Annotated in this window: 29 protein-coding genes and 2 tRNA genes; 20 read left to right on the top strand and 11 right to left on the bottom strand. The window is 67.4% G+C overall.

Annotated features, from left to right (window positions below):
• The first annotated feature begins 8 nt into the window (after positions 1 to 8).
• The 3 genes from fdxA (at position 9) to LTH96_RS02085 (ending at position 2951) form a co-directional block, all read left to right on the top strand.
• The gene (fdxA, locus tag LTH96_RS02075; protein ID WP_036474056.1) at positions 9 to 329 is read left to right on the top strand and encodes a ferredoxin; all 321 of its coding nucleotides are present in this window, start codon (positions 9 to 11) and stop codon (positions 327 to 329) included.
• Positions 330 to 367: 38 nt separating this feature from the next.
• Positions 368 to 1537 (top strand): succinyldiaminopimelate transaminase, encoded by a 1170-nt coding sequence (gene dapC, locus LTH96_RS02080; protein ID WP_241464016.1) that lies wholly within the window; start codon positions 368 to 370, stop codon positions 1535 to 1537.
• Between the two features lie 130 nt (positions 1538 to 1667).
• Entirely contained in the window at positions 1668 to 2951 is a 1284-nt protein-coding gene (locus LTH96_RS02085; RefSeq protein ID WP_241464017.1) for a citrate synthase, read from the top strand.
• Positions 2952 to 3049: 98 nt separating this feature from the next.
• On the opposite strand, the gene LTH96_RS02090 is transcribed toward LTH96_RS02085, so the two are convergent.
• Complete coding sequence (locus LTH96_RS02090) at positions 3050 to 4123, bottom strand: hypothetical protein (RefSeq protein ID WP_241464019.1); 1074 nt, start codon at positions 4121 to 4123, stop codon at positions 3050 to 3052.
• Between the two features lie 47 nt (positions 4124 to 4170).
• Positions 4171 to 5124: a 2,3,4,5-tetrahydropyridine-2,6-dicarboxylate N-succinyltransferase gene (gene dapD / locus LTH96_RS02095; RefSeq protein WP_241464020.1), complete on the bottom strand. Its 954-nt coding sequence runs from the start codon at positions 5122 to 5124 to the stop codon at positions 4171 to 4173.
• Between the two features lie 87 nt (positions 5125 to 5211).
• On the opposite strand from dapD, the gene dapE reads away from it, so the two are divergent.
• The 3 genes from dapE to LTH96_RS02110 all read left to right on the top strand — a co-directional run bounded on the left by dapE (position 5212) and on the right by LTH96_RS02110 (position 7578).
• Entirely contained in the window at positions 5212 to 6345 is a 1134-nt protein-coding gene (dapE, locus tag LTH96_RS02100; RefSeq protein WP_241464021.1) for a succinyl-diaminopimelate desuccinylase, read from the top strand.
• Positions 6346 to 6419: 74 nt separating this feature from the next.
• The gene (locus tag LTH96_RS02105) at positions 6420 to 7133 is read left to right on the top strand and encodes an SDR family oxidoreductase (RefSeq protein WP_241464023.1); all 714 of its coding nucleotides are present in this window, start codon (positions 6420 to 6422) and stop codon (positions 7131 to 7133) included.
• Between the two features lie 10 nt (positions 7134 to 7143).
• Positions 7144 to 7578 (top strand): GNAT family acetyltransferase, encoded by a 435-nt coding sequence (locus LTH96_RS02110; RefSeq protein WP_241464025.1) that lies wholly within the window; start codon positions 7144 to 7146, stop codon positions 7576 to 7578.
• 25 nt (positions 7579 to 7603) lie between these two features.
• Here the strand turns inward: LTH96_RS02110 and LTH96_RS02115 are convergent, their stop codons facing one another.
• Positions 7604 to 8209: a TIGR00730 family Rossman fold protein gene (locus LTH96_RS02115; protein WP_241464026.1), complete on the bottom strand. Its 606-nt coding sequence runs from the start codon at positions 8207 to 8209 to the stop codon at positions 7604 to 7606.
• A gap of 65 nt (positions 8210 to 8274) precedes the next feature.
• On the opposite strand from LTH96_RS02115, the gene LTH96_RS02120 reads away from it, so the two are divergent.
• Both LTH96_RS02120 and purU read left to right on the top strand, forming a co-directional pair.
• Positions 8275 to 8346: transfer RNA gene (locus LTH96_RS02120), tRNA-Asn, on the top strand.
• 140 nt (positions 8347 to 8486) lie between these two features.
• Positions 8487 to 9362 carry a formyltetrahydrofolate deformylase gene (gene purU, locus LTH96_RS02125; RefSeq protein WP_241464028.1) on the top strand — a complete coding sequence of 292 codons (876 nt, stop codon included), beginning with the start codon at positions 8487 to 8489 and terminating at the stop codon, positions 9360 to 9362.
• A 99-nt stretch (positions 9363 to 9461) separates the two neighbouring features.
• Here the strand turns inward: purU and LTH96_RS02130 are convergent, their stop codons facing one another.
• On the bottom strand, positions 9462 to 9908 hold the full coding sequence (locus tag LTH96_RS02130) for an Hsp20/alpha crystallin family protein (protein WP_241464030.1): 447 nt from the start codon (positions 9906 to 9908) through the stop codon (positions 9462 to 9464).
• A 226-nt stretch (positions 9909 to 10134) separates the two neighbouring features.
• On the opposite strand from LTH96_RS02130, the gene LTH96_RS02135 reads away from it, so the two are divergent.
• On the top strand, positions 10135 to 11004 hold the full coding sequence (locus LTH96_RS02135) for a siderophore-interacting protein (RefSeq protein WP_241464032.1): 870 nt from the start codon (positions 10135 to 10137) through the stop codon (positions 11002 to 11004).
• Between the two features lie 70 nt (positions 11005 to 11074).
• On the opposite strand, the gene LTH96_RS02140 is transcribed toward LTH96_RS02135, so the two are convergent.
• Positions 11075 to 11521, bottom strand: a complete 447-nt coding sequence (locus LTH96_RS02140) for a TM2 domain-containing protein (protein WP_241464033.1) — start codon at positions 11519 to 11521, stop codon at positions 11075 to 11077.
• Between the two features lie 80 nt (positions 11522 to 11601).
• Here LTH96_RS02140 and LTH96_RS02145 point away from each other — a divergent pair, with 80 nt between their 5' ends.
• The 3 genes from LTH96_RS02145 (at position 11602) to LTH96_RS02155 (ending at position 14522) form a co-directional block, all read left to right on the top strand.
• Positions 11602 to 12573, top strand: a complete 972-nt coding sequence (locus tag LTH96_RS02145; RefSeq protein ID WP_241464035.1) for a phage holin family protein — start codon at positions 11602 to 11604, stop codon at positions 12571 to 12573.
• A gap of 9 nt (positions 12574 to 12582) precedes the next feature.
• Positions 12583 to 13224 (top strand): CDP-alcohol phosphatidyltransferase family protein, encoded by a 642-nt coding sequence (locus tag LTH96_RS02150; RefSeq protein WP_241464037.1) that lies wholly within the window; start codon positions 12583 to 12585, stop codon positions 13222 to 13224.
• Positions 13225 to 13307: 83 nt separating this feature from the next.
• Entirely contained in the window at positions 13308 to 14522 is a 1215-nt protein-coding gene (locus LTH96_RS02155) for a glycosyltransferase (RefSeq protein WP_241464435.1), read from the top strand.
• Between the two features lie 67 nt (positions 14523 to 14589).
• Here LTH96_RS02155 and LTH96_RS02160 read toward each other — a convergent pair whose 3' ends face one another.
• From LTH96_RS02160 to LTH96_RS02175, 4 genes are all read right to left on the bottom strand, one after another.
• A complete protein-coding gene (locus tag LTH96_RS02160; protein ID WP_241464039.1) occupies positions 14590 to 15864 on the bottom strand; it encodes a PQQ-dependent sugar dehydrogenase in 1275 nt (424 codons plus the stop codon).
• A gap of 100 nt (positions 15865 to 15964) precedes the next feature.
• Positions 15965 to 16038 (bottom strand) — tRNA-Ile (locus tag LTH96_RS02165).
• Between the two features lie 68 nt (positions 16039 to 16106).
• Positions 16107 to 16493: a 6-carboxytetrahydropterin synthase gene (locus LTH96_RS02170; protein WP_241464040.1), complete on the bottom strand. Its 387-nt coding sequence runs from the start codon at positions 16491 to 16493 to the stop codon at positions 16107 to 16109.
• Positions 16494 to 16541: 48 nt separating this feature from the next.
• Complete coding sequence (locus tag LTH96_RS02175) at positions 16542 to 17600, bottom strand: zinc-binding alcohol dehydrogenase (RefSeq protein WP_241464041.1); 1059 nt, start codon at positions 17598 to 17600, stop codon at positions 16542 to 16544.
• Positions 17601 to 17667: 67 nt separating this feature from the next.
• On the opposite strand from LTH96_RS02175, the gene LTH96_RS02180 reads away from it, so the two are divergent.
• Positions 17668 to 18768 (top strand): glycosyltransferase family 1 protein, encoded by a 1101-nt coding sequence (locus LTH96_RS02180; RefSeq protein WP_241464436.1) that lies wholly within the window; start codon positions 17668 to 17670, stop codon positions 18766 to 18768.
• A 47-nt stretch (positions 18769 to 18815) separates the two neighbouring features.
• On the opposite strand, the gene LTH96_RS02185 is transcribed toward LTH96_RS02180, so the two are convergent.
• A complete protein-coding gene (locus LTH96_RS02185; RefSeq protein ID WP_241464043.1) occupies positions 18816 to 20015 on the bottom strand; it encodes an aromatic acid exporter family protein in 1200 nt (399 codons plus the stop codon).
• Between the two features lie 79 nt (positions 20016 to 20094).
• Positions 20095 to 20517 carry a M23 family metallopeptidase gene (locus LTH96_RS02190; RefSeq protein ID WP_241464045.1) on the bottom strand — a complete coding sequence of 141 codons (423 nt, stop codon included), beginning with the start codon at positions 20515 to 20517 and terminating at the stop codon, positions 20095 to 20097.
• Between the two features lie 529 nt (positions 20518 to 21046).
• Between LTH96_RS02190 and rpsB the strand changes: the two genes are divergently transcribed.
• The 7 genes from rpsB (at position 21047) to LTH96_RS02225 (ending at position 26371) form a co-directional block, all read left to right on the top strand.
• Positions 21047 to 21988 (top strand): 30S ribosomal protein S2, encoded by a 942-nt coding sequence (rpsB, locus tag LTH96_RS02195; RefSeq protein WP_241464047.1) that lies wholly within the window; start codon positions 21047 to 21049, stop codon positions 21986 to 21988.
• Between the two features lie 19 nt (positions 21989 to 22007).
• Complete coding sequence (tsf, locus tag LTH96_RS02200; protein WP_241464049.1) at positions 22008 to 22847, top strand: translation elongation factor Ts; 840 nt, start codon at positions 22008 to 22010, stop codon at positions 22845 to 22847.
• A 190-nt stretch (positions 22848 to 23037) separates the two neighbouring features.
• Positions 23038 to 23760: a UMP kinase gene (gene pyrH, locus LTH96_RS02205; RefSeq protein ID WP_241464050.1), complete on the top strand. Its 723-nt coding sequence runs from the start codon at positions 23038 to 23040 to the stop codon at positions 23758 to 23760.
• Between the two features lie 65 nt (positions 23761 to 23825).
• Positions 23826 to 24383: a ribosome recycling factor gene (gene frr / locus LTH96_RS02210; protein ID WP_241464052.1), complete on the top strand. Its 558-nt coding sequence runs from the start codon at positions 23826 to 23828 to the stop codon at positions 24381 to 24383.
• Positions 24383 to 25237: a phosphatidate cytidylyltransferase gene (locus tag LTH96_RS02215; RefSeq protein WP_241464054.1), complete on the top strand. Its 855-nt coding sequence runs from the start codon at positions 24383 to 24385 to the stop codon at positions 25235 to 25237. The genes frr and LTH96_RS02215 overlap by 1 nt, the downstream gene beginning before the upstream one ends.
• A gap of 2 nt (positions 25238 to 25239) precedes the next feature.
• Positions 25240 to 25797, top strand: a complete 558-nt coding sequence (locus LTH96_RS02220; protein WP_241464056.1) for a DivIVA domain-containing protein — start codon at positions 25240 to 25242, stop codon at positions 25795 to 25797.
• A gap of 388 nt (positions 25798 to 26185) precedes the next feature.
• Positions 26186 to 26371 (top strand): hypothetical protein, encoded by a 186-nt coding sequence (locus LTH96_RS02225; RefSeq protein ID WP_241464058.1) that lies wholly within the window; start codon positions 26186 to 26188, stop codon positions 26369 to 26371.
• Positions 26372 to 26573: the final 202 nt, after the last annotated feature.

Here is a 26573-nt window from a genome sequence, read left to right on the forward strand (position 1 = left end):
AGGAGTCCATGACGTACATCATTGCCCTTCCTTGCGTGGATCTGAAGGACAAGGCCTGCATCGATGAATGTCCGGTGGACTGCATCTATGAGGGGGACCGGATGCTCTACATCCACCCCGACGAATGCGTGGACTGCGGCGCCTGCGAGCCGGTCTGCCCGGTGGAGGCCATCTATTACGAGGACGACACCCCGTCGCAGTGGTCGGAGTACTACCGCGCCAATGTGGAGTTCTTCGACGAGGTCGGTTCCCCCGGCGGCGCGGCGAAGGTCGGGCTGATCCCCAAAGACCACGAGATCGTCGCGGCCCTGCCCCCGCAGCAGCAGTGACCCAGCAGCCCTGACCACTCACCCCAGCGGAGGCCTCCATGCTCACCCTTCCTGAGTACCCCTGGGATGCGATGGCTCCCTACCTGGAACAGGCTCGGCAGCACCCCGAGGGAGTCGTCAACCTCTCCATCGGCACCCCCGTGGATCCCACCCCTGCGGTGATCCAGGCGGCGCTCACCGCGGCCGCCGACGCCCCCGGGTACCCCACGACCCATGGCACGCTCGCGCTGCGCGAGGCGATCTCCGGCTGGTTCGCGCGCCGCCGGGGGGTCACCGGGCTGGACCCGGAGAACATCCTTCCCACGGTGGGCTCCAAGGAGCTCGTGGCCTGGCTGCCCACCCTGCTGGGACTCGGTGCCCGCGCGGGAGCCGGAGTCGCCGACGTCGTGCTCCGCCCGCTGGTGGCCTATCCGACCTATGACATCGGCGCGCAGATCGCCGGAGCCACCCCGCTGGCCACCGATGATCCGCTCAGCCTCGACGAGGAGACCCTGCAGCGGGTAAAGCTGATCTGGATCAACTCACCCTCGAACCCCACCGGAGCGGTCGCCGGAGTCGACTGGATGCGCGAGGTGGTCCTGCTCGCCCGCCGCATCGGTGCAGTGGTCGCCTCTGACGAGTGCTACGCCGAACTCCCCTGGGAGGTCGAGGACGACGACGTCCCCTCGGTCCTGGACCCGCGGGTCTGCGGGACCGATCCGGAGACCGGCAGGGCCGACCACCGGGGACTGCTCGCGGTCTACTCGGCGTCGAAGCAGTCCAACCTCGCCGGCTACCGCGCCGCCTTCGCCGCGGGCTGCCCGGAGCTGATCAGTGGGCTGATCAACACTCGCAAGCACGCTGGAATGATCGTGCCCGCCCCGATCCAGGCCGCACTTGCCGTGGCGCTGAACGACGACGCCCACGTGCAGGCCCAGCGCGAGCTCTACCGCCGGCGTCGTGCGCTGATGGTGCCGGCGCTGCAGGCCTCCGGCCTGCAGATCGAAGAATCCGTCGCCGGTCTGTACCTGTGGTGCCGCGCGGCGGAGTCAGACCCCTCCGCCGCCACGGCGGAGCACACCTGGGCGCTGGTGGATCAGATGGCGCAGCGCGGGATCGTCGTCGGCCCCGGTGTGTTCTACGGCGAACAGGGCAACGGGTACATCCGGGTGGCGCTGACAGCCACGGATGAGCGCATCGCCGCCGCGGCGAACCGGCTCACGGGCTGAGCCGGGCTCTCGGGCCCGGGCCCGCGAAAGGCACACCCCGAGGCGTGAACCATGACACAACTGGCAACCGACCGTGACCAAGCGGTAGGTTTGTCATGATGTCCCCCTAGTGTGTCTGATAAGGAGACCCATGACTGAGCAGTCTTCTGCCCGCCTGAATTATCAGGGGGGAGATCTGGAACTACCCGTGCATTCGTCCGTGGAGGGCAATGTCGGTCTCGGTATCGCACCGCTGCTGAAGACCACCGGCGCTGTCACCTATGACCCCGGCTTCATGAACACTGCGAACGCGCAGTCTGCGATCACCTACATCGATGGCGATGAAGGGATCCTGCGCTACCGCGGCTACCCCATCGAGCAGCTGGCCGAGAAGTCCAGCTTCCTCGAGGTCTCCTACCTGCTGATCTACGGCGAGCTGCCCACCCAGCAGCAGCTCACCGATTTCGACACCGTCACCCGTCGGCACACCCTGCTGCACGAGGAGCTGCGCGACTTCTTCGGCGGCTTCCCCCGTGACGCGCATCCGATGCCGGTGCTCTCCTCCGCGGTCTCGGCGCTGTCCACCTATTACCCGGACTCGCTGGATCCCTTCAACAAGGATCACGTGGAGCGCTCCACCTACCGGATGCTCGCGAAGGTCCCCACCATCGCGGCCTACGCCTACAAGAAGTCCATCGGCCAGCCGATGCTCTACCCGGACAACAACCTGACCCTGGTCGAGAACCTGCTTCGCGGCTGCTTCGGCGTGCCTGCCGAGCAGTTCGAGCTGGACCCCACCATCGTCAAGGCCCTGGACACGCTGTTGATCCTGCACGCGGACCACGAGCAGAACTGCTCCACCTCCACCGTGCGCCTGGTCGGCTCCTCGCAGGCGAACCTCTTCGCCTCGGTCTCCGCCGGCATCAACGCCCTCTACGGCCCCGCCCACGGCGGCGCCAACGAGGCCGTGCTGGGCATGCTGCGCCAGATCCAGTCCGGCGACGTCAGCCCCGAGGCCTTCATGGAGAAGGTCAAGAACAAGGAAGACGGCGTCCGGCTCATGGGCTTCGGCCACCGGGTCTACAAGAACTACGACCCGCGCGCCCGCGTGGTCAAGGGCATCGCCGATGATCTGCTGGCCAAGCTCGGCGGCGACGACGAGCTCTTCGACATCGCCCAGCGCCTGGAGCAGAAGGCGCTGGAGGATGACTACTTCATCGAGCGCAAGCTCTACCCGAACGTGGACTTCTACACCGGCCTGATCTACAAGGCGATGGGCTTCCCGGAGAAGATGTTCACCGTGCTCTTCGCGCTGGGCCGGCTTCCCGGCTGGATCGCCCAGTGGCGCGAGATGATCGAGGATCCGTCCACCAAGATCGGACGGCCCCGCCAGATCTACATCGGCGAGCCCGAGCGCCACTACCCCGGAGTCTGACCCTCCCTCCCGTCGTCGAGCGGCGGATTCTCCGACCATCTGAGCGCCTTTTCGGCCTCAACCGGTCGGAGAATCCGCCGCTCAACGCGGTTAAGGGGTCAGCGGCGGGAGAAGCCGATGACCACGGCGTCCTCGCTGACCGTCTCCGCGCGCTCCCAGCGGCCCGAATCGCGGTGCCACTCGTAGGCGCCGGCGTGCACCGACTGGACCCCGTAGGTCTCCGCGGAGGCCACGGCCCACTGCGCCACCAGCCATTCCGGCTCGCTGTGCTCGGTCGCTGGGTCCTCGGCAGCGTCGTCTGCATCATCTTCGGTGGCCCCGGCCTCGTCTTGGACAGCGCTGACCGAGATCCGCACCACGGCTGATTCGCCGGAGCCTTCCACGGCCGCCGCCTCGGCGCCGAGCATCCCGGACAGCGAGCCCTGGAGCTCACCGCGCAGCCCCTCGGCGTCCGGACCGGGGACTTCGAGCTGGCTCAGCTGACACGTCATCACCATGGGCTGCAGGCCGGTCAGCGGTCGGGCGAAGGCCCGGGCCAGCTCCTCGTGCTGCGGGTAGAACGTCGGGTTCTGCGGTCGGCCCAGCGCCTCGGCGACCTCCTCGAGTCCCAGGTCGGGCGACCATGCACCCTCACCCTCGCCCTCGCCGTCGCGGCTGTCGATCAGCCGGGCGTAGAAGTCTTCGGAGGTGATCGGGGTGGAGCTGGTGGCTTTCACCGCGTCCCACTGCGGTCCGCCGTCGGCGAAGAGCACCGGCGACGGCGGAGCCTGCCCCTGCTCGGAATCAGCAGCCTCCGCCTCGTCGCCGTTCTCCGTCTCCTCGGCGTCTTCCTCCCCAGGTTCTGCCCGGTTGTCCAGGTTCGTCTCCTGCAGCGAGATCGCGATCGCGTCGGTGGCGGCCTGAACCGGCAGCTCCAGCTCCGCGGCCGCGGCGGCGAGCTGCGCAGCCGAGTAGGTCTGCGCCGGGGTGAGCCGGTGCTCCATCTCGCCGACCGTGACGGAGCAACGTTCATCGAGGAGATACTCGTTCTCCTCGATCAGCTGCCAGGCCCCGTAGCCGGTCGCGCCGACGGCGGCCGCGACCACGGTGATGGCCGCGACGGCCTTGACCCGACGACGGCGTCGGTGCACGGTGCGGGTGACGGTGATGGGGCGATCAGCGCGGGGACTCATCCAGACCTTTCAGCTCTGGGTCGACTCGGCGTCGACCCGGTGTCGGCTCAGTTGCGGTGCAGGGCAGCGTTGAGCTCGACCTTCTGGCCCTTGCGAGGCACTGCCTGGACCGCGCCGGTGACGGAGTCGCGGCGGAAGAGCAGGTTCGGCACGCCGGAGAGTGCCGAGGCCTTCACCGTGTCCATGACGGTGCGGTCATCGGCGAGCACCGAGATCTTGGTGCCGGCGGTGACGTAGAGCCCGGCCTCGATGACGCAGTCATCGCCGACCGAGATGCCCACACCGGAGTTCGCGCCCAGCAGCACGCGCTCACCCAGGGTGATCTTCTCCCTGCCGCCCCCGGAGAGGGTGCCCATGATGGACGCGCCGCCGCCGATGTCGGTGCCGTCGCCGACCACGACCCCGGCGGAGATGCGGCCCTCCACCATGGAGGTGCCCAGCGTGCCGGCGTTGAAGTTCACGAAGCCCTCGTGCATCACGGTGGTGCCCTCGGCCAGGTGCGCGCCCAGGCGCACCCGGTCCGCGTCGCCGATGCGCACACCGGAGGGGGTCACGTAGTCCACCAGGCGGGGGAACTTGTCGATCGAGTGCACGCTGACGTGTCCGCGGGAGCGCAGCTTCAGCCGGGTGGTCTCGAAGTCGGCGACCGCGCAGGGCCCGAAGTTGGTCCAGACCACGTTGCTCAGGTGACCGAAGATGCCGTCGAGGTTGATGGTGCGCGGTTTGACCAGCCGGTGGGAGAGCAGGTGCAGGCGCAGCCACACGTCGGAGGCGGAGCTCGCCTCGGAGTCGAGGGCGGACTCCACGGAGACCACCTGGGTGGTGACCCCGCGGTCAGGATCCTCGCCGGTCGCGGCCTGCAGGGCGGCGATCAGCTCGGCGTCGTCGTTCTCGGACAGGGGGGCCATCACAGGGCGCGGGAACCAGGTGTCCAGGACGGTGCCGTCGGTGGTCACCGTGGCGAGGCCATGGCCGGATGCGGTTCGAATGTCAGTGCTCATGGCACCATCCTACTTTTTCCGGCGCTGGAGCCCAGGAGCGTCCTGTTGCGGGTCCCATGCGCGGGGGCGTTCGCCTAGGCTGGGCGGATGGATATCCGTGGACTGCTCTCCGGCGACGTCGCCGCGCTCACCGAGGCGATCATCGGCTGCGAATCCGTCTCCGGCGACGAGACGGCCCTGACCGACGCCGTAGAGGCCGCGCTTCAAGACCTGCCGGGCTTGCGCGTGCATCGCGACGGCGACACGATCATCGCGCGCACCGAGACCGGAGCGGCGCAGCGGATCATCCTCGCCGGGCACCTGGACACCGTGCCGCTGCCGACCACTCCGGGCTCCCGCGGCACCGTCCCGCCGCGCTGGGAGCAGACCGAGGGTGTAGACGTGCTCTACGGCCGCGGCGCCACAGACATGAAGGGCGGTGTGGCGGTGCAGCTGAAGCTCGCCGACGACGTCGCGGCGCGCCTGGCCGCGGGAGGCTCCCTGGACCGCGACATCACCTGGGTCTTCTACGACCACGAAGAGGTCGAGGCCAGCAAGTCCGGTCTCGGACGGGTGCTGAACCGCGTGCCGGAGCTGCTGGACGGCGATTTCGCGGTGCTGCTGGAACCCACCCACGGCGTGGTCGAGGGCGGCTGCAACGGCACCTGCCGCTTCGAGGTGACCATCCCCGGGGTCGCCGCGCACTCCGGGCGGGCCTGGATGGGGGAGAACGCGATCCACGGCACCGCCGGGCTGCTCCGGGTCTTGAGCGAGTACGCGCCACAGACCATCACGGTGGAGGGCCTGGACTACCGAGAGGGGCTCAACGCGGTGCGGATCCGCGGCGGGGTGGCCGGAAACGTCATCCCGGACTCCACCGTGGTGGAGATCAACTACCGGTTCGCCCCGGACAAGACCGAGGAGCAGGCCCACACCCATGTCCGTGAGGTCCTCGCCGAGGCCGGAATAGGCGCGGCTCAGCAGAAGGTGACCGACAGCTCCGCGGCCGCGCGGCCAGGGCTGGACCATCCCGCGGCCAAGGCGTTCATCGACGCCGTGGGCGGAGAGCCGATGCCCAAGTACGGCTGGACCGATGTGGCACGGTTCTCGGCCAGGGGCGTCCCGGCGGTGAACTTCGGCCCCGGAGACCCGCTGCTGGCACATTCCGACGATGAACACGTCACCGCGCAGGCGCTGCGCGACTGCCACACCGCGCTGCACCGCTGGCTGCTGGACGGCTGAGCTGCGTGGGTCTGGACGGCTGAGCTGCTGCGCCGCCACGGCAGCCCTCGGAGCGGATCCTCTAAGCTGATTTCATGACCCAACAGCAGACCGCCAGCACTCGTCCAGTCGCCCTGATCACCGGGGCTTCCCGCGGGATCGGCAAGGCCATCGCCGCCGAGCTCGGCCGGGACCACCACATCCTGGTCGGCGGGACGAACCCCGAGACCGTGGACGCCGTGGTGCAGACCCTGCCCAGCGCCGAACCGTTCCTGCTGGACCTGACCGACCTCGACGCGATCGCCCCCGCGCTGCAGGCCGCCGGGCTCGCCCGACTCGACGTGCTCGTCCACTCGGCCGGACTCGCCTGGATGAACCCGGTCGCGGAGACCTCTCCGACGCAGTTCCAGGAGATGTTCACCGTCAACGTCTTCGCCGTCGCGGAGCTGACCCGCGCCGCGCTGCCGCTGCTGCGCGAATCCACCGGACAGGTGCTGAGCATCAACTCCGGGGCAGGATTCACCGCCGGACCCGGAAGCTCGCTCTACTCCGGGACCAAGTTCGCGCTGCGTGCGCTCACCGACGCGCTGCGCGAGGAGGAGCGGGGCCGGGTCAGGGTCACCTCGATCCACCCAGGCCGGGTGGACACCGACATGCAGGTCGCCCTGCAGGAGTCCATGGGCAACGAGGACTACGACGGGGGCATCTACATCTCCCCGCAGGCGATCGCCGAGGCGGCGCGCACCGTGGTGGACATGGAGGACGCCTCCATGGTGGAGAGCATCTCCATCCGCCCGGTGCAGAGATAGCAGGGAAGACGTGACCGACCTGCGCGTCACCGAGCTCCCCGAAGAACTGCTCGATGCCGCCGTCGGGCTCTGGCAGCAGGCCGGGCTCACCCGGCCCTGGAACGACCCGCTTGAGGACTGCCGGCGGGCCCTCACCGGAGAAGAGTCCACGGTGCTCGCAGCGCTCGACGCCGCGGGGGAGCTGGCCGGCACGGTGATGGTCGGCCAGGACGGTCACCGCGGCTGGATCTACTATCTCGCCGTCGACCAAAGGCATCAGGACCAGGGGCTCGGCAAGGCGCTCCTGGCCGGGGCCGAGGACTGGCTGCGCGGGCGCGGGGTGCCCAAGCTGATGCTCATGGTCCGGCAGGAGAACGCAGGCGTCCAGGACTTCTACCGGGCGCTGGGCTACACCGACCAGGACACCGTGGTGCTGGGCCGCTGGCTGGACACCGAGCTGGATTGACGCCCGGCTGCCCGACGGCTGAGCCTCAGCGTCCGGCGGGAGGCGTCCAGGCTCGCAGCTTCGCGATCAGGTCCTGCGGATCGGTGCTGATCACCAGTGCCGCGCGGCGCCAGGCGGACATGAAGCCCTCATCGACCATATGGTCCACCATGGCCAACAGCGGATCCCAGAATCCCTTGACGTTGTAGAGCCCCACCGGCTTGGCGTGCAGACCCAGGTACTGCCAGGTCCACACCTCGAAGAACTCCTCCAGCGTTCCCATGCCGCCGGGCAGCGCGATGAAGCCATCACCGAGGTCCACCATCCGGGACTTCCGGGTATGCATGTCGGGCACGATCTCCAACGAGGTCAGCCCATGATGTCCCACCTCGCGTCCGATCAGCACCTCGGGGATGATCCCGTGGACCTCGCCGCCGGCCTCCAGGGCCGCATCGGCGATCTGCCCCATCAGGCCGACCTTCCCGCCGCCGTAGACCACGCCGATGCCGGCCCCGGCCAGCGCGGTGCCGAGCCGGCGGACCTCTTCGGTGTAGTCGAGATCAGCTCCGGAGGCGGAACCGGTGAAGACCGTGAGAGCATTGAACCGCGGGGCAGGGGCAGTCGCTGGGGTGTCGAGAGATACAGGCGTCACGGATCTATGATTCCACAGCGATTTCACAGCGACCAGGAACCCCTGTTAGACTTTCGTAGTCGCAATCCTCCATAGCTCAACGGCAGAGCACTCGACTGTTAATCGAGCGGTTGTTGGTTCGAATCCAACTGGGGGAGCAGATTCGCCCTCGCCCTCACGGGTGGGGGCGTTTTTCATGTCATAGTGTGCTTCGTGCGACGCTGTCCGTGACGGGGCCGCTTCGATGATGCAAGGCTGTCCCGCCGCCCTGACCTGGTGAACCTGATTCGGAGACTTGATGAGCGCCCCTGAGACGAAGACCCACGACATCGCCCGGCTGATCATCTCCTGCCCGGACCAGCCAGGGATCGTGGCGGCGGTCTCGGAGCTGATCGCCGAGGTCGGCGGCAACATCATCAGCCTGGACCAGTACTCCACCGGCGTGGAGGACGGCCGATTCTTCCAACGCACCGTGTTCCACCTGCCCGGACTCGCCGCAGCGAAGCCCGCGGTGGAGCAGGCCATCCAGACGAAGCTTGCTGATCGCTTCTCCATGGACTACTCGCTGGCAGCGGCAGATCAGCCCAAGCGGGTGGCGATCTTCGCGTCCAAGACCGACCACTGCCTGCTGGATCTGCTCTGGCGGCACCGCCGCGGTGAGATCCCGATGGACATCGTCATGGTCATCTCCAACCACGCCGACCTCGCCGAAGATGTGCGGCCCTTCGGGATCCCGTATTTCCACGTGCCGGTGATCAACGGGGACAAGGCTGCGGCCGAGGCCCGGCACCTGGAGCTGCTGAAGGGCAACGTCGACATGATCGTGCTCGCCCGGTACATGCAGATCATCTCCGAGGACTTCCTCGAACATGTCGGGGCTCCGGTGATCAACATCCACCACAGCTTCCTGCCCGCCTTCATCGGCGCCGGCCCGTACCAGAAGGCCGCTGACCGCGGAGTGAAGCTCATCGGCGCCACTGCCCATTACGTGACCAAGGACCTCGACGAGGGTCCGATCATCGAGCAGGACGTCATCCGGGTCTCGCACAGCGACGACGTGGCCCAGCTCACCCGCTTCGGCGCCGACGTCGAACGCGCCGTGCTCTCCCGCGCGGTGAAGTGGCACTGCGAAGACCGGGTCATCCGCAACGGCAGCACCACGATCGTCTTCTAGCTCTTCTCCTCCGTCGAGGGGCGGATTCTCCGGGTGCCTGACGGGCCGGGAAGCCCAGACTGGCCGGAGGATCCGCCTCTCAGCGAGAAGAGGGAGGGATCAGGATTCGAGGTTCTTCTCGCGCTCGGTGGAGGTGACCTGGATCTTGCGCGGCTCCTCGGTGGCGTAGACCCCGGTCACGCGGACCGTGAGCACGCCTGACTCGTAGGTCGCGGAGATCGCGTCACTGGAGACCTCGCCCGGCAGGGTGATGGTGCGGGAGAAGGACCCGTAGCGCACCTCGCGCAGACCCTCGGCCTCGGTCTCGCTGCGACGCTCCCCGGACACGGTCAGCGTGCGTCCGGTCAGTTCGACCGCGACGTCCTTGTCCGGGTCGATGCCGGGGAGGTCGGCGCGCAGGACCAGGTCCTCACCCTCGCGATGGGCATCCACGGCGGGCACGAAGCCGGCCTGGCGCTGGGCCGCATCCATCGAGGGAGTCCGCATGCTGCGGAAGACATCGTCGATCAGGGCGAAGGGGTCCAGACGGGTCAGAGAGTTGTTCATAACGGCAATCAGCTCCTTATGCTCATCGCTCTATAGGACTGGGTCAGTGCCTTGCGGCGTCGGTTCCTGTGGAACCCACACCCAGTATATTCCCAAGTTGAGCATGATGCACTCAACTTTTTCGACGGATTGGACAACGATTCGAGCACGGGCTTCTGTCGCAATACAGGCCCCCGCAGCTGAGGCTCACCTCCGCCGGGTCACCCGGTTCGATTAGAGTGCCGGGGTGTCCAAGTCAAAGAAAACGCGCATCCAGCACGTCCTGGCCGTCGAGGCCAAGAAGCAGCTCAGTCCGCACATGATCCGGCTGGTCCTGGGCGGACCCGGGTTCGAGGCGATCGAGTTCAAGTCCGTGGGGGAGTCGCCTGCCACGGACCAGTACATCAAGCTGCTCTTCCTTCCGCAGAGCGCCGCGGAGGCCGCGCAGCTGCCCGAGGGTCTGGACCTCAGCCGCCCCTATGACATGGACGCGCTGCGCGAACAGCTGCGCACCGAACAGATGCCGGCGACCCGGACCTACACCATCCGCCACGTCGACCATGAGAACTCGCAGATCTGGGTGGATTTCGTGGTCCACGGCGAGGAGGGCCGCGCCGGAGTCTGGGCGAAGAACGCGCAGATCGGGGAGCAGATCAGCTTCTTCGGGCCCGGGAGCGGCTACGCTCCGCGCGGGGAGGCTGAATGGCACCTGCTGGCCGGTGACGAGGCCGCGCTGCCCGCGATCGCCTCGGCGCTTGAATCGATGGCTGAGGACGCGCGCGGGGTCGCCGTCGTCGAGGTCCGTGACGCGGCCGAGCGCCAGCCGCTGGATGTCCCCGCAGGGATGGACCTGGTCTGGCTGCACCGCGAGGCCGACTTCAGCCCGGAGACCACGATGCTCGCGGAGTACCTGGAGGAGCTGGCCATCCCGGAAGGTGATGTGCAGGTCTTCGTGCACGGCGAGCGGGCCCAGATGAAGCGGATCCGCCGCATGCTGGTGGATCAGAAGGGGCTGGAGCGCAAGGCGATGTCACTCTCCGCATACTGGGCGAACGGCCGGATCGAGGACCAGTTCCAGGCCGAGAAGCGCACCCCGGTGGGGCGGATCGAGGACTGAGCGGGGTCCGCAGAGCGGAGCAGCGAGCCAGGGAGACCAGGAACGACGACTCCGCCCATCCCGCGTCGGCTCAGCCCGCCACCCCTGAACTGGTGCCGACCACCAGGGCGAAGACCAGGCCGACCGCCAGCAGCAGCATCGTGATCGCCGAGCACACGCCAGCCCGCTCGCGGTGCCCGGCCAGTCGCAGGTCCGCACGGTCACGCATGGACCCGGCGAGCAGCATGATCAGGTCGATCAGCGTCCAGGTGAAGATGATCGTGATGCAGAGCAGCCCGAGATTCGCGAATCCTGAGACCATCAGCGCGACGGCGGCGATGCTCACCAGCACCATCAGCGACGCCGTCACCGGGCGGTTCAGATACCACCGATGCGCCCCTGCGGGCCCCATGAGAAGTGTCAGGAGCCAGGCGATCACAAAACGTTTCTCCGAGGTGGGCTGGCTCTCGTACGCCCGCTGGTCAGCCTCGGTGTAGGTGTTGGCATAGAGCTCTTCGAAATCGTACTGGTCAGCCATGTTCTCAATCGTATAGGTGGTAGTTTGTAGTGAACTGAACACCCACCCTCGAGCACCATCTCTCTTATGGAGGCGCAGTCTTGTCTCAGCCCGGAACCGGCCGCACAAAGGGCACGGCGCCCCGTACGTCGCTGCTCGATGTGATCAAGGTCGTACTGCGACTCGGCCCCAAGCAGATCAACGACGAGATCCAGCTGGCCATCGGCCAGATGAAGACCAAAGGTGTGGCCGCGGGCATCGCCGTGGCCCTCATGGTCGTCGGCGTCGTCTTTCTCACCTTCCTCGTGGTGGCGCTCATCGTCGCCGCCGTGGCCGCGTTCGCGCTGATCTTTGAACTCTGGGCCGCCGCGCTCATCGTGGCCGGCATCTTCTTGCTGATCGCGCTGATCTTCGCGCTCATCGGGCTGCTCAAGTTCCGCAAGACGCTGCCGCTGCTGCCCGAAGACGCCATCCGCGGCTTCCGCCTCGATCTCGGAGTGGCCCGCGAAGGCACCCGCTTCGATCCGCAGAGCCTGGATCAGGCGGATTCCGAGAAGCGTCGGCAGAAGGAAGAGTCCAAGCGTCAGGCGGCCGAACAGGCGAAGAAGGACGCGAAGACTCCCGGCGCCGGTTCCCCGACACCTCCCACCTACAGCGAGCTGCTTCGCCGCACCGGCCTGCGCCGCGATCACCTGGCCTCGCTTCAGGACCAGATCACCTCCAGCACCCGAACCATCGCCGAGAGCGTCAAGGACCGGGCTGAGAACGTCAAGGACAAGGCCGAGAGCATCGGCTCCAAGGCCCGCGGCGGTTCCAAACCGAAGCCCAAGGCCGACCGCGGCTCCTCCGACCGGGTCGGACCCAAGCCGAAGACCCTCGGTGCCGCCGGTGAGCCGGTACGCGTCCCACCCGCCGCCGAGCCCAAGATCGAGGGCGTCCCCGCCGCCGCAGGCCAGGAGTCGGGCGCACACGCTGCCGGAGAGTTCGTGGCTGCGCGGTGGAAGCCGCTCGCCGTCGTCGCCGGTTCTGCTGCTGCAGGTGCAGTCTTCCTCCGCGAGCTTGTGAAGAAATAAACTGCCCCGGTGAGACTGATCGGTGCCGGAACCCAGGATGGTTTCGAGTACACCATGCGCGAGACGTTCTGGACCGCGCCTAACATCGTGACCGTGCTGCGGGCCCTGCTGATCCCCGTGTTCGTCTGGCTCGTGGCGCAGGACCAGTACATGGCTGCGTTCTGGGTGCTGGTCGTCCTCTCCAGCACTGACTGGATCGACGGGTACATCGCCCGACGCTTCGATCAGATGTCCACGGTGGGCCAGTGGCTGGATCCGTTGGCGGACCGGCTCGCACTGATCACCGTCAGCGCCACCCTGGCCACCTTCGGCATCGTGCCGATCTGGGTCGTGCTCGCCGTGGTCATCCCCGACCTGATCCTCTCGGTCAACACCTATCTGCTCTTCAAGGGACCGCCTCCGCTGAAGGTCACGCTGCTGGGCAAGCTGCGCACCGCGTGCCTGCTGATCGGGCTGCCGCTGGCCCTGCTGGGTTCCACCGGGATGCTGCGCGAGGGCCTCATTCCTGACATCGCCTTCGTGCTGCTGGCGCTCGGCGCGGCGATGCATATCATTGCTTCAATCGACTACTTCATCAAGGCCCGCCGCGAGGCGGCGCGGCTGCGCGGCGCACAGGCCCGCCCGGACACCGAGGAGGATTCGACCGCCTGATGATGAACCACGTGCCCGCCGATGCTCGCCGTGATGAGCCGGGGGAGAAGTCTGCCGGGGAGCCCGCAGAGAAGCCCGCAGAGATGCCTGAGGTGAACCCCGATGAGCACCCCGGTGGGAAGCTCAGGATCCTGATCGCCGCCGACACGTACCCGCCCGACGTCAACGGCGCGGCGGTCTTCAGCCACCGGCTGGCGAAGAACATGGCGGCCCGCGGTCATGAGGTCCACATCGCTGCCGCGAGGACCAGCCGCGGCCCTGACATGGTCGAACACACCGACGAGGCCACCGTGCACCGGTTCCGGTCATTCAAGGCCCCGACCCACGAGTACATCCGGCTCTGCCTGCCCTGGCTGGTGGAGCCCGCCATGGGGCGGCTGATGGACGAGCTGCAGCCCGACGTCGTCCATGTCCAGTGCCACTACATGATCGGCAAGGCTGCGATCGATGCCGCCGCCGAACGCGGTCTGCGCACCATCGCGACCAATCACTTCATGCCCGAGAACCTGGACCCGTTCCTGCCCTTCCCTGCCTGGTTCCGCCGGATCGTGGCGAAGAACTCCTGGCGGGACATGGGCAAGCTGATGGGCAAGGCCGCCGTGGTGACCACCCCGACCCCGCTGGCGGCGCGGACCATGATGGAGCGGGCAGGATTCAAGAAGGTGCTCCCGCTCTCCAACGGGATCGACGTCGAGAACTACCGGCTGCGTCGCGGTGAGGTGCTGACCCCGCCCGAGAGGCCCACGGTGCTCTTCGTGGGCCGTCTGGCCGTGGAGAAGAACGTGGATGTGCTCATCGACGCGATCGGCAAGACCGATCCGGGGCTGGGGATCGGACTGGACATCGTCGGCGACGGCGAGCAGCGCGATCGTCTCGCCGCACAGATCCAGGAGCTGGGCCTGGACGATCGAGTGCGGATGCGCGGCCATGTCGACGAGGACGCGCTGCGCCGCGCCTACCTCGAAGCCGATGTCTTCTGCCAGCCCGGGACCGCTGAGCTGCAGTCGCTGGTCTCCCTGGAAGCCATGTCAGCCGGGCTTCCCGTGGTGCTCGCCGACGCTCTGGCGCTGCCGCACCTGGTGGAGGAGGGGGTCAACGGCTACCTCTTCGAGCCCGGGAACTCCGCACATCTGGCGGCACGGTTGGAGCAGCTGTTCACGATGAGCCCGGAACAGCGCACCGCGATGGGGGAGCGCAGTCGGGAGCGGGCGGGCCGGCACAGCCTCAACACCACGATGAACGCCTTCGAGAAGCTCTACCGCGGCGCGGACTGGATCGAGAGCAAGCACCCGCAGTAGCGGAGGCCTGCGTCTCTGCCGTCGCGTCTCTGCCGTCGCGTCCGCTGGCGAGGTCACTGTGCCGAGGTCACTCCGCCGGGGTCAGGCGCAGCAGTTCGGCGCCGTCGCCGTCTTCGATGATCCAGATGCTCCCGTCGGGGGCCTGCTCCACGTCGCGGATCCTGGCCCCCATGTCCCAGATCTCTTCCTCCCCGGCCTGATCGCCGTCGAGCTCCACGCGGACCAGGGCTTCACCCGAGAGCGCCCCCATGAAGGCGCTGCCGGTCCAGTCCTGGAACATCTCACCCTGGTAGATCATCAGGCTGCCGGGGGAGATGGAGGGGGTCCACCAGGCGGCGGGGGCCGCGAAGCCGTCCCCCTCGGTGTGGTCCGGGATCTCTGCGCCGCCGTACTGGGAGCCGTTGGAAGCCTCGGGCCACCCGTAGTTCTCGCCCGCCTCTAGCAGGTTCAGCTCGTCGCCGCCCTCGGGGCCCATCTCGGAGATCCAGAGCTCCCCGTCGGCGTCGAAGTCGATGCCCAGCGGATTGCGGTGACCATAGGTCCAGATCTCCTCGGTGACGTCCCCGTCCTCGGTGAAGGGGTTCTCCGGAGCCGGTTCGCCCTCGGGGGTCAGACGCATCACCTTGCCCAGGCCGCTGGAGAGATCCTGCGCCGGGTCGAGCTGCTGACGGTCCCCGGAGGTGACGAAGAGGTGCTCTCCGTCCGGGCTGAACGCGAGGCGGTGCGAGAAATGCCCTGCGCCGGAGGTCTTGGGGTCCTGCTCCCAGATCACCGTGAGGTCCTCAAGCGTCGCAGTGTCCCCGGAGTCCACCAGCTGCGCGTGTCCGACGACGGCACCGGTGCCCGCCTCCGAGGCGTTGATCCAGCTCAGGTAGACGCGCTGACTGTCGTCGAAGTCTGGGGCGGCGACGACGTCGCCCAGGCCGCCCTGACCCTCGACGACGATGTCCTCGGGCAGGCCGCTCACGCTGATGTCATCGGCGTCCGCAGAGTCCTCCGGCGCGGCAGAGCCGTCCGCGCTGCGCAGGAACAGCTCGCCGTATCTGCTGGTGATGAGCATCTGCTCGGTCCCGGGCAGGAACTCCAGCGCCCAGGGGGCGTCATAGCTGCCCTGCTCTTCGATGCTGAACGGCGCAGCGTCAGAGTCGGGGCTCGGGTCCGCGTCGGGTGCTTCAGAGTTCGGTGATTCGGCGTCTGGTGATTCAGGGTCTGTGGATTGAGAGTCTGCCGCGTCGGTGCCGGTCTCAGCACCGTCGCCGGCTTGCTCCGTGGAGGGTTCGGCGCAGCTGACGAGCAGCAGAGAGGTGAGGATTCCGGCAGATATCGCAGGTAGACGTCCCATGACCCGACCCTAGTTCAAGCGTGTGCCCGGCCGGAACGTGTGACAGAGGTCACGGTGGCTCGTCAGCAGACGCAGCCCGCCTGAACCTGACTTTCGACGGTAGGGCGTCTGGGACTTGAACCCAGGACAAAAGGATTATGAGTCCTCTGCTCTAACCAACTGAGCTAACGCCCCTCGGGTCCGCGCGCACGATGAAGAGTCGAGTCGCGAGGACACTCCGACATACTACCGAGCCTGCCCGCTCAGAGCTGAACCCTGACCGACGCGCGGGCCCGGGGGTGCTCCTCGGCCTGCACCTCCAGCGCCGTGAGCCCATGGTCGGCGGGGAGTCCCGCGACCAGCTTCTCGGCGATGTGCTCGATGATCACCTCGGTGGTGGTGAACTTCTCGGCGAGCTCGGTCACCTCGTCGAGGTTCTTATAGCGCAGCGGCTCCAGCGTGGCGGCGAGCAGCTCGGTGGCGGCCCCGATGTCCAGGACCACGCCGTACTCGTTGAGGCTCTCGCGGAAGAAGCTGGCCTCGATGCTCAGCGTGGCGCCATGGAGGTTCTGCGCCGGTCCGAAGAACGGGTCCTTCAGGCTGTGCGCGATCATGATGTGGTCATCGACGGTCAGGCGGAATCGGCTCATGGCTCTCCTAGGTGGTGGTGGTGGATGGGAATCGTCGCTGCGCGAGCCTCACCCGAAGGCGTAGTGCGCGGCGAGCGGGTGATCGATCACGTGCAGGATCTGCTCCCGGGTCCAGGGCGCACCGGTGGCGACGTCCTGCATCACGGCAGGCAGCTCGGCCAGCGGCGAGTGCCCGCTGATCAGCATGTCGAAGCGGGAGTCGAGCAGGCCTAAGGCCGTGGCGAGACGCTGGCCGCGGGTGCGGCGCATCCGCCGTGGGCCGGACACCTGACCGACCTGGGTCGCGACGATGCGAAGCCGGCGGGCATGGAAGTCGGCACCCAGCGGGATCTGCTGATCTCCGGTGCCGTACCAGGACTGCTCCACGACCACGGCGTCGTCACCGGCCAGACGCAGTGCGGTGGCGAGCCCTGAGGAGCTGGCCGAGCTGTGCAGGACCACATCGTTGTCGAGTCCAGCCTCCTCGGGGGTGACGGCGTCCAGGCCCAGGGATTCGATGAAGGCTCGCCGCTCGGCGTCGATCTCCACGACCTGCAGACGCTGCAGCGCCGTCTTCGAGGCCAGCAGCGCCGTGGTCAGCCCGATCAGACCGCCGCCGACGACGGCGACCCGGTCGCCGACCATCACGGGCCCCTCCCAGAGGCCGTTGAGTCCCACCTCGCCGATCCCGGCGAGCAGCGCCCGCTGCGGGGGGCAGTCTTCGGGGAGCACGTGGGCGGCGGACTCGGGGACGACGACATGTTCGCGGTGCCCGGCCAGGGTGAAGACCGTCCGCCCGATCAGCGCTTCGCTGCCCTGCCGGACCACCCCGACGTTGAGATAGCCGTGCGAGACCGGGAAGGGCAGCTCGCCGAGCTGGAAGGGGGCCTGCATGACTTCGGTGATGTTCGCGGGCACCTCGCCGCGGTGGACCAGCGACTCGGTGCCGCGGGAGATGCCGCTGTGCAGGGTCTCGATCAGCAGCTCGCCGGGGCGGGGCGACGGGAGTGGGACATCGCGCAGCGCCCCTGTGTCGGCGGACTCCGTCCAATATTGGCGAGAGGTTTCGGGAGTCTGGCCGTGGCCCTGGACATCCGCGCTGACACCGGTGAAACGCAACTCGCTCATGACACTCATCATGCCAGAGCCGTCCACTCCGTCGCCCCGTCGACGGCTGTGCCAGAATCGGCATGTGCTGAAGCTCTTCTTCGACTGCCGGTACACCCGGACCCAGGTCCACGACGGCATCTCCAGGTTCACCGCCTCCCTGGTGGAGGCGGCCGCCGAACAGGCCGATGTCACCATGCTGATCAGCGATCCGCAGCAGCTGAACCTGCTCCCAGCCCTTCCTCATCTGCAGATCTCCTCGCCGACCTCGGCTCGGGAGCCCTGGGTCGCCCGGCAGATCAATCCGCACCGCCCAGACGTGGTGTTCTCCCCGATGCAGACCATGGGGGGACGGGGCCGGAACTACCCGCTGATCCTCACCCTGCACGACCTGATCTATTACGCACACCGCACCCCGCCGCGGGATCTGCCCGCACTGGTGCGCCTCGGCTGGCGGGCCTACCACCTCTCCTATCTGCCTCAGCGGCTGGTGCTGAACCAGGCCGACGCCGTTGCGACCGTCTCCGAGACCACCCGCGGGCTGATCCGCCGGCACCGGCTCACCCGCAGGCCGGTGGAGCTGATCTCCAATGCTCCGCCCGCGGTCGAGTGCCCCCGCGAACCGGGCGCGGCGCCGACGAAGGAGCTCATCTATATGGGGTCCTTCATGGGGTACAAGAACGTCGAATCCGTCATCGCGGGCCTGAACCGGCTGCCCGGATACACCCTGCACCTGTGCAGCCCGATCCAGGCCGCCCGCGAGGCGCAGCTCCGCACCCTTGCGGCCGACCCTGAACAGCTGGTCTTCCACCACGGGATCTCCGACGCCGACTATCGCACCCTGCTGCGGCGGGCCAGCGCATTGGTGACGCTCTCCCAGGCGGAGGGCTACGGTCTGCCCGTGGTGGAGGCGATGGCCCATGGCACGCCCTGCGTGGTCTCCGACCTGCCGATCTTCCGCGAGATCGGGGGAGCGGCGATGGCGGAGGCCGGCACCCAGGTGGTCCCCGGGCAGGATGCTGAAGCCCTAGCCCAGGCGGTGCGCCGACTTCAGGACCCTGCCACCTTCGCCCGCGCCTCGATCGCGGCCCGGGCGCGAAGCCAGGAGTTCTCCTGGGCGGACTCGGCTTCAGCGCTGGTCGCGCTGGGGGAGCGCCTCGCCGGGCACGGGCGGGCGGCCCGGCGCTGACCCAGGTGGACTGTCTCGTGCTGACCCCGGAGGGTGTCTCGCGCGGATCAGTGCGAGACGGTCGGGTTCTCGGATGTCGCTTCACGCGCCTGGCGCGCCGAGGCGACGTCGTCGACGACGACGACGATGTGGCGCACGCTGGAGATCAGGGAGCCGTAGAGCGGCCAGGAGTCTCCGGGCAGTCCCTCGCCCTCTGACATCTCGGTGGAGAGGGAGCTGAGGTTGTCGTGCATGGATGCGACCTCGGCATCGGGATCTGCGATCGCCCGGCCCGCGTCTCCGACGATCTGTGCCCACTGTTCGCGGAAGCGATGGTCCCATTCCCCGTCGGTGTAGGTCGCCTCTCGCAGGGTGCGAGCCAGGTGCCGCAGATGGGAGATCCCCTCGTCGACGCGTTCGAGGATCTCCTCGTAGCTTGCCTGCTCGGAGTTCCAGCTGCTGACCTCGAAGCTCTGAATGCCCTGCCGCGCGCGGGGGTTGGCCCGGCGAGATTCACGGGCGAAGCGCACCACGGTCCAGGCCGAGTTCAGCTCCTCGGTCATCGATTCGGTCTCCCGGAACCATGCTTCAGCCTGATCGGTGTCCCATGAATCGGAGAACTCCTGGGAGATGCTGACCAGCACGCTGCCCATGCGCTCATTGATGCTGTCCACGTAGCGGCTGGCCTGCTTGTCTCGCAGCGGCGGCACGATCAGCAGGTTGACCAGCAGGCCGGCGGCCACACCGACGGCGACTTCGAGGATCCGGTCATCGAGGAGCCCCGCTTGATCATCGAAGCCGCTGCCGAGCACGAAGATCGCGGTGGTGGCGATCGCGATCCCCTCATCGCGGATCCAGGAGATCCGAGCCGCGACCACCCCGACCAGCAGGGCCAGGGCGAAGGTCCACAGGCTGACGCCGAGGAAGTAGCCGATCAGGAAGGAGAGACCGACGCCGAGGCTCGATGCGATGGTGGTCTGGATGCCGCGGGAGAGCGAACGATGGACCGTGGCGTGGACGGTGAGAAGCGCGGTCCACGGCGCGAGGAACGCCAGCTCGGATTCCAGCACCGAGGTGGAGACCCACCAGGCACCGGTGCCTGCGATCACGGTCTTGAGGATCTGCAGCAGATCGGTGAGGAACTCCGGCCGCTGCACCAGGTGTCGGATCTTCCTGGCATCCCCTTCAGATGCCGGGCTGCGCCCAGGGGTGTTCTTCGCGTCCTGGTGGCTGCGGTTCGTCGTCTCCTCCTGGGAACGTCGGGCCACGCGTGCTCCTCGGGGTCTTGGTCGGCGATCGGGGGACAAGAGCCTACTAGATCTGGTTCGATGCCCTCCACCGGCACCATCACTCGTCGCCCAGCGGCAGCAGCACCGAAGCTTCGACGTCGCCGGTGAGCAGCAGCGGGTTGATGTACTCCCCATAGAGCCGCACGCCCCAGTGCAGGCAGGGTGCATCGCAATGGCCTGAGCTGGCAGCGAGCGTCCCCGCCGGATCCCCGGCGCTGACCCGATCGCCGACCTCCAGAGTGGTCTCCACCGGCTCGAAGGAGCTGAGGTACCCCTTCCCGTGTCGGATGGAGAGCACCGGACGATCCACCACCACGCCCGTGAAGCTGACCTCACCGTCCGTCGGAGCCCTGATGGTCGCCCCGACGCTCAACGGCCCCAGGTCAACCCCGCGGTGCCCTGGACCCCAGGGGGAGGGGGGCCTGGCGAAGGGCCGCAGCTCATCCGCGGCCACGGGCAGCCGCCAGGGCGCCTGTGCCATCGTTGGCGAAGAGCGCCCCGCCGAGAAGGGCTCCACCGCCGATGACCCCGCCGAGGCCGGCGTCAGCCCACCCAGAACAATCAGCAGCGCGACACTCAGCGCAGCGACCTTCGCCTCCGTGAATCCTCGCCCCCGCCTGCCCATGCACCCAGCCTCGACCACCCCGAACTCCGATCCCCGCGAGTCCGCGGATGTGTGGAGCATCCAGGGCGCTGGCGGATCCCTGTGGCGGTTGGGGAAAACGGCGTCGAGCCGCTAAGCTGAACCCCAGCAGTTGACTTCTTCGTGCCTCGGCATGCCTGAATCAGCTGACTACGCGCAGAGGTTGCCCGAGCGATCGGGGCGTTTCTCATCGGTCCGCATGACAGCTGTTCTCTACTCTGGGACAGCCGTGCGGAGAGAACGCGAGTCCCCTCCCTCTTCTGCCAGGAGCCCGAGAGAACCGGGCCACTGTCCAACCGAGAAACCCAGCCGGAGCTGCATGAGGCATGTCCTCCATGTTCCAAGCCCGGCATTGAAAGGAAATACCATGCCTGTCGTCACCATGCGCCAGCTGCTCGACTCCGGTGTCCACTTCGGTCACCAGACTCGCCGCTGGAACCCGAAGATGAAGCGCTTCATCTTCACCGAGCGCAACGGTATCTACATCGTTGACCTCCAGCAGTCCCTCTCCTACATCGACACTGCCTACGAGTTCGTCAAGCAGACCGTCGCCCACGGCGGCTCCGTCCTCTTCGTCGGCACCAAGAAGCAGGGCCAGGAAGCCATCGCCGAGCAGGCCACCCGCGTCGGTCAGCCCTACGTCAACCACCGTTGGCTCGGCGGCATGCTGACCAACTTCGCCACGGTCTCCAAGCGCGTCCAGCGCATGAAGGAGCTCGAGGAGATCGACTTCGACGACGTCGCAGGCTCCGGTCACACCAAGAAGGAACTGCTGCTGATGCGCCGCGAGCTCACCAAGCTGCAGTCCAACCTCGGTGGTATCCGCAACCTCACCAAGACCCCCTCCGCGGTCTGGATCGTCGACACCAACAAAGAGCACCTGGCCGTCGATGAGGCCAAGAAGCTCGGCATCCCCGTGATCGCCATCCTCGACACCAACTGCGATCCCGATGACGTCCACTACCCGATCCCGGGCAACGACGACGCCATCCGGTCCGTGGACCTGCTGACCCGCGTGATCGCCGACGCCGTGGCCGATGGCCTCATGGCTCGCGAATCCAAGCGCGGCGGCGGCTCCGGCACGGCTGCAGAGCCGATGGCCGAGTGGGAGCGCGAGCTGCTCGAGCAGCACGCCACTGAGAAGTCCGCCGAGACTGAGAAGTCCGGCAAGACCGAAGAGCCAGCCAAGACCGAGCAGTCAGACGAGGCCGCCGAGCCCGCCAAGGCTGAGCAGTCCGAGCCGGCCGCAGAGGCGCCCGCTGCCGAGTCCACCGAGTCCACCGAAGCTCCGGCTGAAGAAGCCAAGTAAAGAGAGGAACTGCTTTTCTATGGCGAACTACACCGCTGCAGACATCAAGGCCCTGCGTGAGCGCACCGGCGCCGGCATGATGGACGTGAAGAAGGCTCTCGACGAGACCGACGGCGATACCGAGAAGGCCCTCGAGGCCATCCGTATCCGCGGACTCAAGGGTGCCGCCAAGCGCGAAGGCCGTTCCGCCGCTGAGGGCCTGGTCACCGCCAAGGTCGTCAACGGCACCAAGGGCTTCCTGGTCGAGATCAACGCCGAGACCGACTTCGTGGCCAAGTCCGCGAAGTTCGTCGCGCTGGCCGACAAGGTCCTCGAGACCGCTGTCGCCCACGACGTGACCACCGTGGAGGCACTCCTGGAGGCCGACGTCGAGGGCAAGAAGCTCGTCGACTTCGTCACCGAAGAGGGTGCGATCCTCGGCGAGAAGGTCGTCGTGCGTCGTCTTGCCACGGTAGAGGGTGCCTTCGTGGACGCCTACCTGCACAAGACCTCCAAGGACCTTCCGGCTCAGGTCGGCGTGCTCTTCGCCGTCGACGCCGACTCGGATCAGGCCAAAGAGGCTGCTCACGACATCGCGGTGCACGCCGCCGCGCTGTCCCCGCAGTTCCTGACCCGCGACGAGGTCCCCGCAGCGACCGTGGCAGACGAGCGCCGCATCGCCGAGGAGACCGCCCGGGCCGAGAACAAGCCCGAGCAGGCGATGACCAAGATCATCGAAGGTCGCACCAACGCGTACTTCAAGGACAACGTGCTGGTCGACCAGCCGTTCGCCAAGGACCCGAAGAAGACCGTCACCCAGGTCCTCGAGTCCGCCGGCACGTCTGCCAAGGGTCTGGCTCGCTTCCGCGTCGGAGCCTGATACTCAACGCAGCTGAAGTGGAGGGCGGCTGACCACTAGACTGGTCGCAGCTCAACAGTTCAGACGTCAAGGGGGTGACCACTTCACACGAGGTGGTCACCCCCTTTTCTGTGCCCACACCGGCCTCACCGGGTCCCAGCAGCCCGGAAGACCGCACCACCGACGCCCCACGATCCCCTGGAGGACACCCATGACCGCAGAGACACCGACACACCGCCGCCGAGTGCTCCTGAAGCTCTCCGGAGAGGTCTTCGGCGGAGGCGCAGTGGGAGTCGATCCGGCCACGGTCCGCGGGATCGCTGAGCAGATCGCCGCGGTCAAGGGCAAGGTGGAGGTCTCCGTCGTCGTCGGCGGCGGCAACTTCTTCCGCGGCGCCGAGCTTTCCCGGGCCGGCATGGACCGGGCCCGCGCCGACTACATCGGCATGCTGGGCACCGTGATGAACGCGCTGGCGCTGCAGGACTTCCTGGAGCAGGCCGGCCAGCCCACCCGCGTGCAGACCGCCATCACCATGGGCCAGGTCGCCGAGTCCTACATCCCGCTGCGCGCCGTGCGCCACATGGAGAAGGACCGGGTGGTCGTCTTCGGCGCCGGCGCGGGCATGCCCTACTTCTCCACCGACACCGTCTGCGCCCAGCGCGCCCTGGAGACCCACTCCGACATGGTGCTCATGGCCAAGTCCGGGGTCGACGGGGTCTACACCGCGGACCCGAAGACCACCCCCGACGCGCAGAAGCTGGATCACCTGACCTACACCGATGCGCTGCGCAAGAACATCCGGGTCATGGACCAGACCGCGATGACCATGTGCAATGACAACGACCTCAACATGCGCGTGTTCGGCATGGAGGGGGAGGGCAACGTGACCCGTGCCCTGCTCGGCGAGGAGATCGGCACGCTGGTCACCCCCTGACCTGGTGGCCCCGACTAGACTGAACCTCAATTCCATCCTCAACGTCATCCCCTAAGGAGACCCCCGTGATTGATGAGACCCTGGCAGATGCCAAGGAGCAGTTCGAACGAGCCATCGAGGCCACCTCGGTCGACTTCAGCACCGTGCGCACCGGCCGAGCCAATCCGGCGATCTACTCCCGCGTGCTGGTGGACTACTACGGCTCCGCCACACCGCTGCAGCAGCTGGCTTCCTTCGCCACCCCGGATGCCAAGACCATCCTGATCACCCCCTTCGACGTCTCCGCGATGCGCGACATCGAGCGGGCGCTCTCCGATTCCGAGGTCGGCGCCAACCCCTCGAACGACGGCAAACAGATCCGGATCACGATCCCGGACCTCACCGAGGAGCGCCGCAAGGAGTACGTGAAGCTGATCAAGTCCAAGGGCGAGGACCACAAGGTCTCGGTGCGCAACACCCGGCGCAAGTCCAAGGAGATCATCGAGAAGGCCATCAAGGACGGCGAGGTCGGCAAGGACGACGGCGAGCGGGGCACCAAGGAGCTCGAGAGCCTCACCAAGACCTACGTCGAGAAGATCGACGAGATGAGCAAGCGCAAAGAAGCTGAGCTGCTCGAGGTCTGATGTCGGGCAAAGCTGGGAGGAATCTGCCCGCAGCCATCATCACCGGCGTCGTCCTGCTGGTGCCCGCACTGCTCGGGATCTTCTTCTTCGAGCTGATGCTGATCTTGGTCTGGACGATCCTGCTCTCGATGGGTGTCTGGGAGGTGGCCCGCGCGCTCGAGACGCGCGTGACCCCCAACGGACACCAGCTTCGGCTCCCCAAGATTCCGCTGTTCCTCGGTGCCGTCGCGATGCCCACCGCCGCCTACTTCGGCGGGGTGGAGGCGCTGACGCTGGCGCTGATCGCCACCGGACTGGCCATCGTCGTCGCGGCAGCCCTCTGGAAGGTCCGGGATCCGGGGCGCTCCATCCTGTCCTCGATCTTCGTGGCCAGCTGGGTGCCGTTCATGATGTCCTTCGCCGTGCTGCTGCTCAACCTCGACCAGGGTGACTGGCGCCTCGTCGTCGTCGTGCTGCTGGTGGTCTCGAACGACACCTTCGGCTACATCTTCGGGGTGTTCCTCGGCAAGCACCCGATGGCGCCGAAGATCAGTCCGAAGAAGTCCTGGGAGGGCTTCGGCGGCTCGCTGCTCGGTGCCACCGGCGTCGGGGTGCTGGCCTCCTGGCTGATCTTCGACGAGCCGGTCTACATCGGCGCGGTGCTCGCTGTCGCCGTGGTCATCGCCTCCACCGCGGGCGACTTCTCCGAGTCGATGGTCAAACGCGAGCTCGGCATCAAGGACATGTCTCGACTCCTCCCAGGTCACGGCGGAGTGATGGATCGGCTGGACTCGCTGGTCTTCGCGATGCCCACCGCGTTCTTCGTGATCGTGGCGCTTAACGCGGATGCCGGCGGAGTGCCACTAGGATTATGACCATGGCGAACGAGATTGCACTGTTCACGCTTCTGAGCGACCAGGAGCAGGGGTACAACCGCGACGAGGTTGACGAATTCATGGCTCGGGCCCGCGTGGCCTATGACTCCGGCGAGGGCATGGCCCTGTCCGAGATCCGTGACGTCAGCTTCTCCATGACCGGCGGCGGCTATGACCCTGCTGAGGTGGACGGCGCGCTGGACCGGCTTGAGGACGCCTTCGCCAGCGCCGAGCGGGACAAATACATCGATGCCCACGGCGAGGACGCCTGGTACGAGATGCTCGCCGAGCGCGCTGAGCCGCTGCGCGGACGGCTCTCCCGCCCGGACGGCAGACGCTTCCGCGAGCCCGCGCACTCGGCCTCCAACGGTTACCGCAAGGAGCAGGTCGACGAGCTCTGCCGCCAGCTTGAGCAGTACCTCGACGGTGAGAACCCGATGAGCGTCGACGAGGTCCGCACCATCACCTTCAGCGGCGCCCACGGCCACAACGGCTACGACGAGGCCCAGGTGGACGCCTTCCTGGACAAGATGACCGAGATCATGGCCTCCGTCGGCTGACCCTTTCCTTTCTCTCTCTTCTCGATGAGGGTCCTGGGACCCGGCTCCGCGGAGTTTTCCCCAGGACCGGATCAGCTGCTCCGGCTCCACAGCCGAGGCCTCGGCCGCCCCTGGCGCGTTGCCCGGGTGTGCACTGAATACCGTGGAGTCACTGGACCTGCCCCGGGATGGTCGCCGCCGACGCGCGCTGTTCGTGCCGGCGACAGGACGACGACGGGCGCGTCTCCTGGCCTCCGGCATGCCGCGCCGCCGTTCCATATCAGCAGCCCCGCAGGAGGTTCCCGCGTGCAGCGGCCTGACTTGGTTGTGGGGCACCGGATCACGGTGCCTGAGCGGTTCATCGTCGACCTCGCAGGCTTCAGGGTCACCTCGCCCGCCTATCTGGGGCGTGCGGGAGGCGCTGGAGCTCATCTGCGAAGGCGTCGATTCGCCGCAGGAGTCCCGACTGCGCTTCTTCATGCATCTCGCCGGCTTGCCTGAACCGCGGGTGAATCCGGTGATCCGGCATCCCAGCGGGCACCCGTGGTTCGAGCCTGACCTGGCGATCCCGGAGTTCCGCGTCTCGATCCAGTAGGAGGGGGAGGAGCTCCACTCCACACCGGGCAGCGTCCGTAAAGATGTGCGCCGCAGCGAGATCACCGAGCAGCTGGGCTGGCTCGAGGTCAGGATCACCGCGGACCACATGGGGGATCAGGGGCGCCGCGGGATCCAACGCATCCAGTGTGTCCTGGTCCAGCAAGGCTGGCGTCCCGAAAATCCCACCACACACAGTTGAG

Origin of the sequence: Nesterenkonia sp. LB17, assembly GCF_022565915.1 — a bacterium.
Classification (GTDB): Bacteria; Actinomycetota; Actinomycetes; order Actinomycetales; family Micrococcaceae; genus Nesterenkonia.

Coding starts and splice junctions, on each gene's coding strand:
- LTH96_RS02130 (WP_241464030.1), bottom strand. CDS start 9,908: ATGAACAACTCTCTGACCCGTCTGGACCCCTTCGCCCTGATCGACGAT.
- pyrH (WP_241464050.1), top strand. CDS start 23,038: ATGACCGCAGAGACACCGACACACCGCCGCCGAGTGCTCCTGAAGCTC.
- LTH96_RS02140 (WP_241464033.1), bottom strand. CDS start 11,521: ATGGCTGACCAGTACGATTTCGAAGAGCTCTATGCCAACACCTACACC.
- LTH96_RS02105 (WP_241464023.1), top strand. CDS start 6,420: ATGACCCAACAGCAGACCGCCAGCACTCGTCCAGTCGCCCTGATCACC.
- dapE (WP_241464021.1), top strand. CDS start 5,212: ATGGATATCCGTGGACTGCTCTCCGGCGACGTCGCCGCGCTCACCGAG.
- LTH96_RS02155 (WP_241464435.1), top strand. CDS start 13,308: ATGCCTGAGGTGAACCCCGATGAGCACCCCGGTGGGAAGCTCAGGATC.
- LTH96_RS02215 (WP_241464054.1), top strand. CDS start 24,383: ATGTCGGGCAAAGCTGGGAGGAATCTGCCCGCAGCCATCATCACCGGC.
- rpsB (WP_241464047.1), top strand. CDS start 21,047: ATGCCTGTCGTCACCATGCGCCAGCTGCTCGACTCCGGTGTCCACTTC.
- LTH96_RS02160 (WP_241464039.1), bottom strand. CDS start 15,864: ATGGGACGTCTACCTGCGATATCTGCCGGAATCCTCACCTCTCTGCTG.
- LTH96_RS02175 (WP_241464041.1), bottom strand. CDS start 17,600: ATGAGCGAGTTGCGTTTCACCGGTGTCAGCGCGGATGTCCAGGGCCAC.
- LTH96_RS02170 (WP_241464040.1), bottom strand. CDS start 16,493: ATGAGCCGATTCCGCCTGACCGTCGATGACCACATCATGATCGCGCAC.
- LTH96_RS02190 (WP_241464045.1), bottom strand. CDS start 20,517: ATGGCACAGGCGCCCTGGCGGCTGCCCGTGGCCGCGGATGAGCTGCGG.
- LTH96_RS02085 (WP_241464017.1), top strand. CDS start 1,668: ATGACTGAGCAGTCTTCTGCCCGCCTGAATTATCAGGGGGGAGATCTG.
- LTH96_RS02220 (WP_241464056.1), top strand. CDS start 25,240: ATGGCGAACGAGATTGCACTGTTCACGCTTCTGAGCGACCAGGAGCAG.
- purU (WP_241464028.1), top strand. CDS start 8,487: ATGAGCGCCCCTGAGACGAAGACCCACGACATCGCCCGGCTGATCATC.
- fdxA (WP_036474056.1), top strand. CDS start 9: ATGACGTACATCATTGCCCTTCCTTGCGTGGATCTGAAGGACAAGGCC.
- dapC (WP_241464016.1), top strand. CDS start 368: ATGCTCACCCTTCCTGAGTACCCCTGGGATGCGATGGCTCCCTACCTG.
- tsf (WP_241464049.1), top strand. CDS start 22,008: ATGGCGAACTACACCGCTGCAGACATCAAGGCCCTGCGTGAGCGCACC.
- dapD (WP_241464020.1), bottom strand. CDS start 5,124: ATGAGCACTGACATTCGAACCGCATCCGGCCATGGCCTCGCCACGGTG.
- LTH96_RS02090 (WP_241464019.1), bottom strand. CDS start 4,123: ATGAGTCCCCGCGCTGATCGCCCCATCACCGTCACCCGCACCGTGCAC.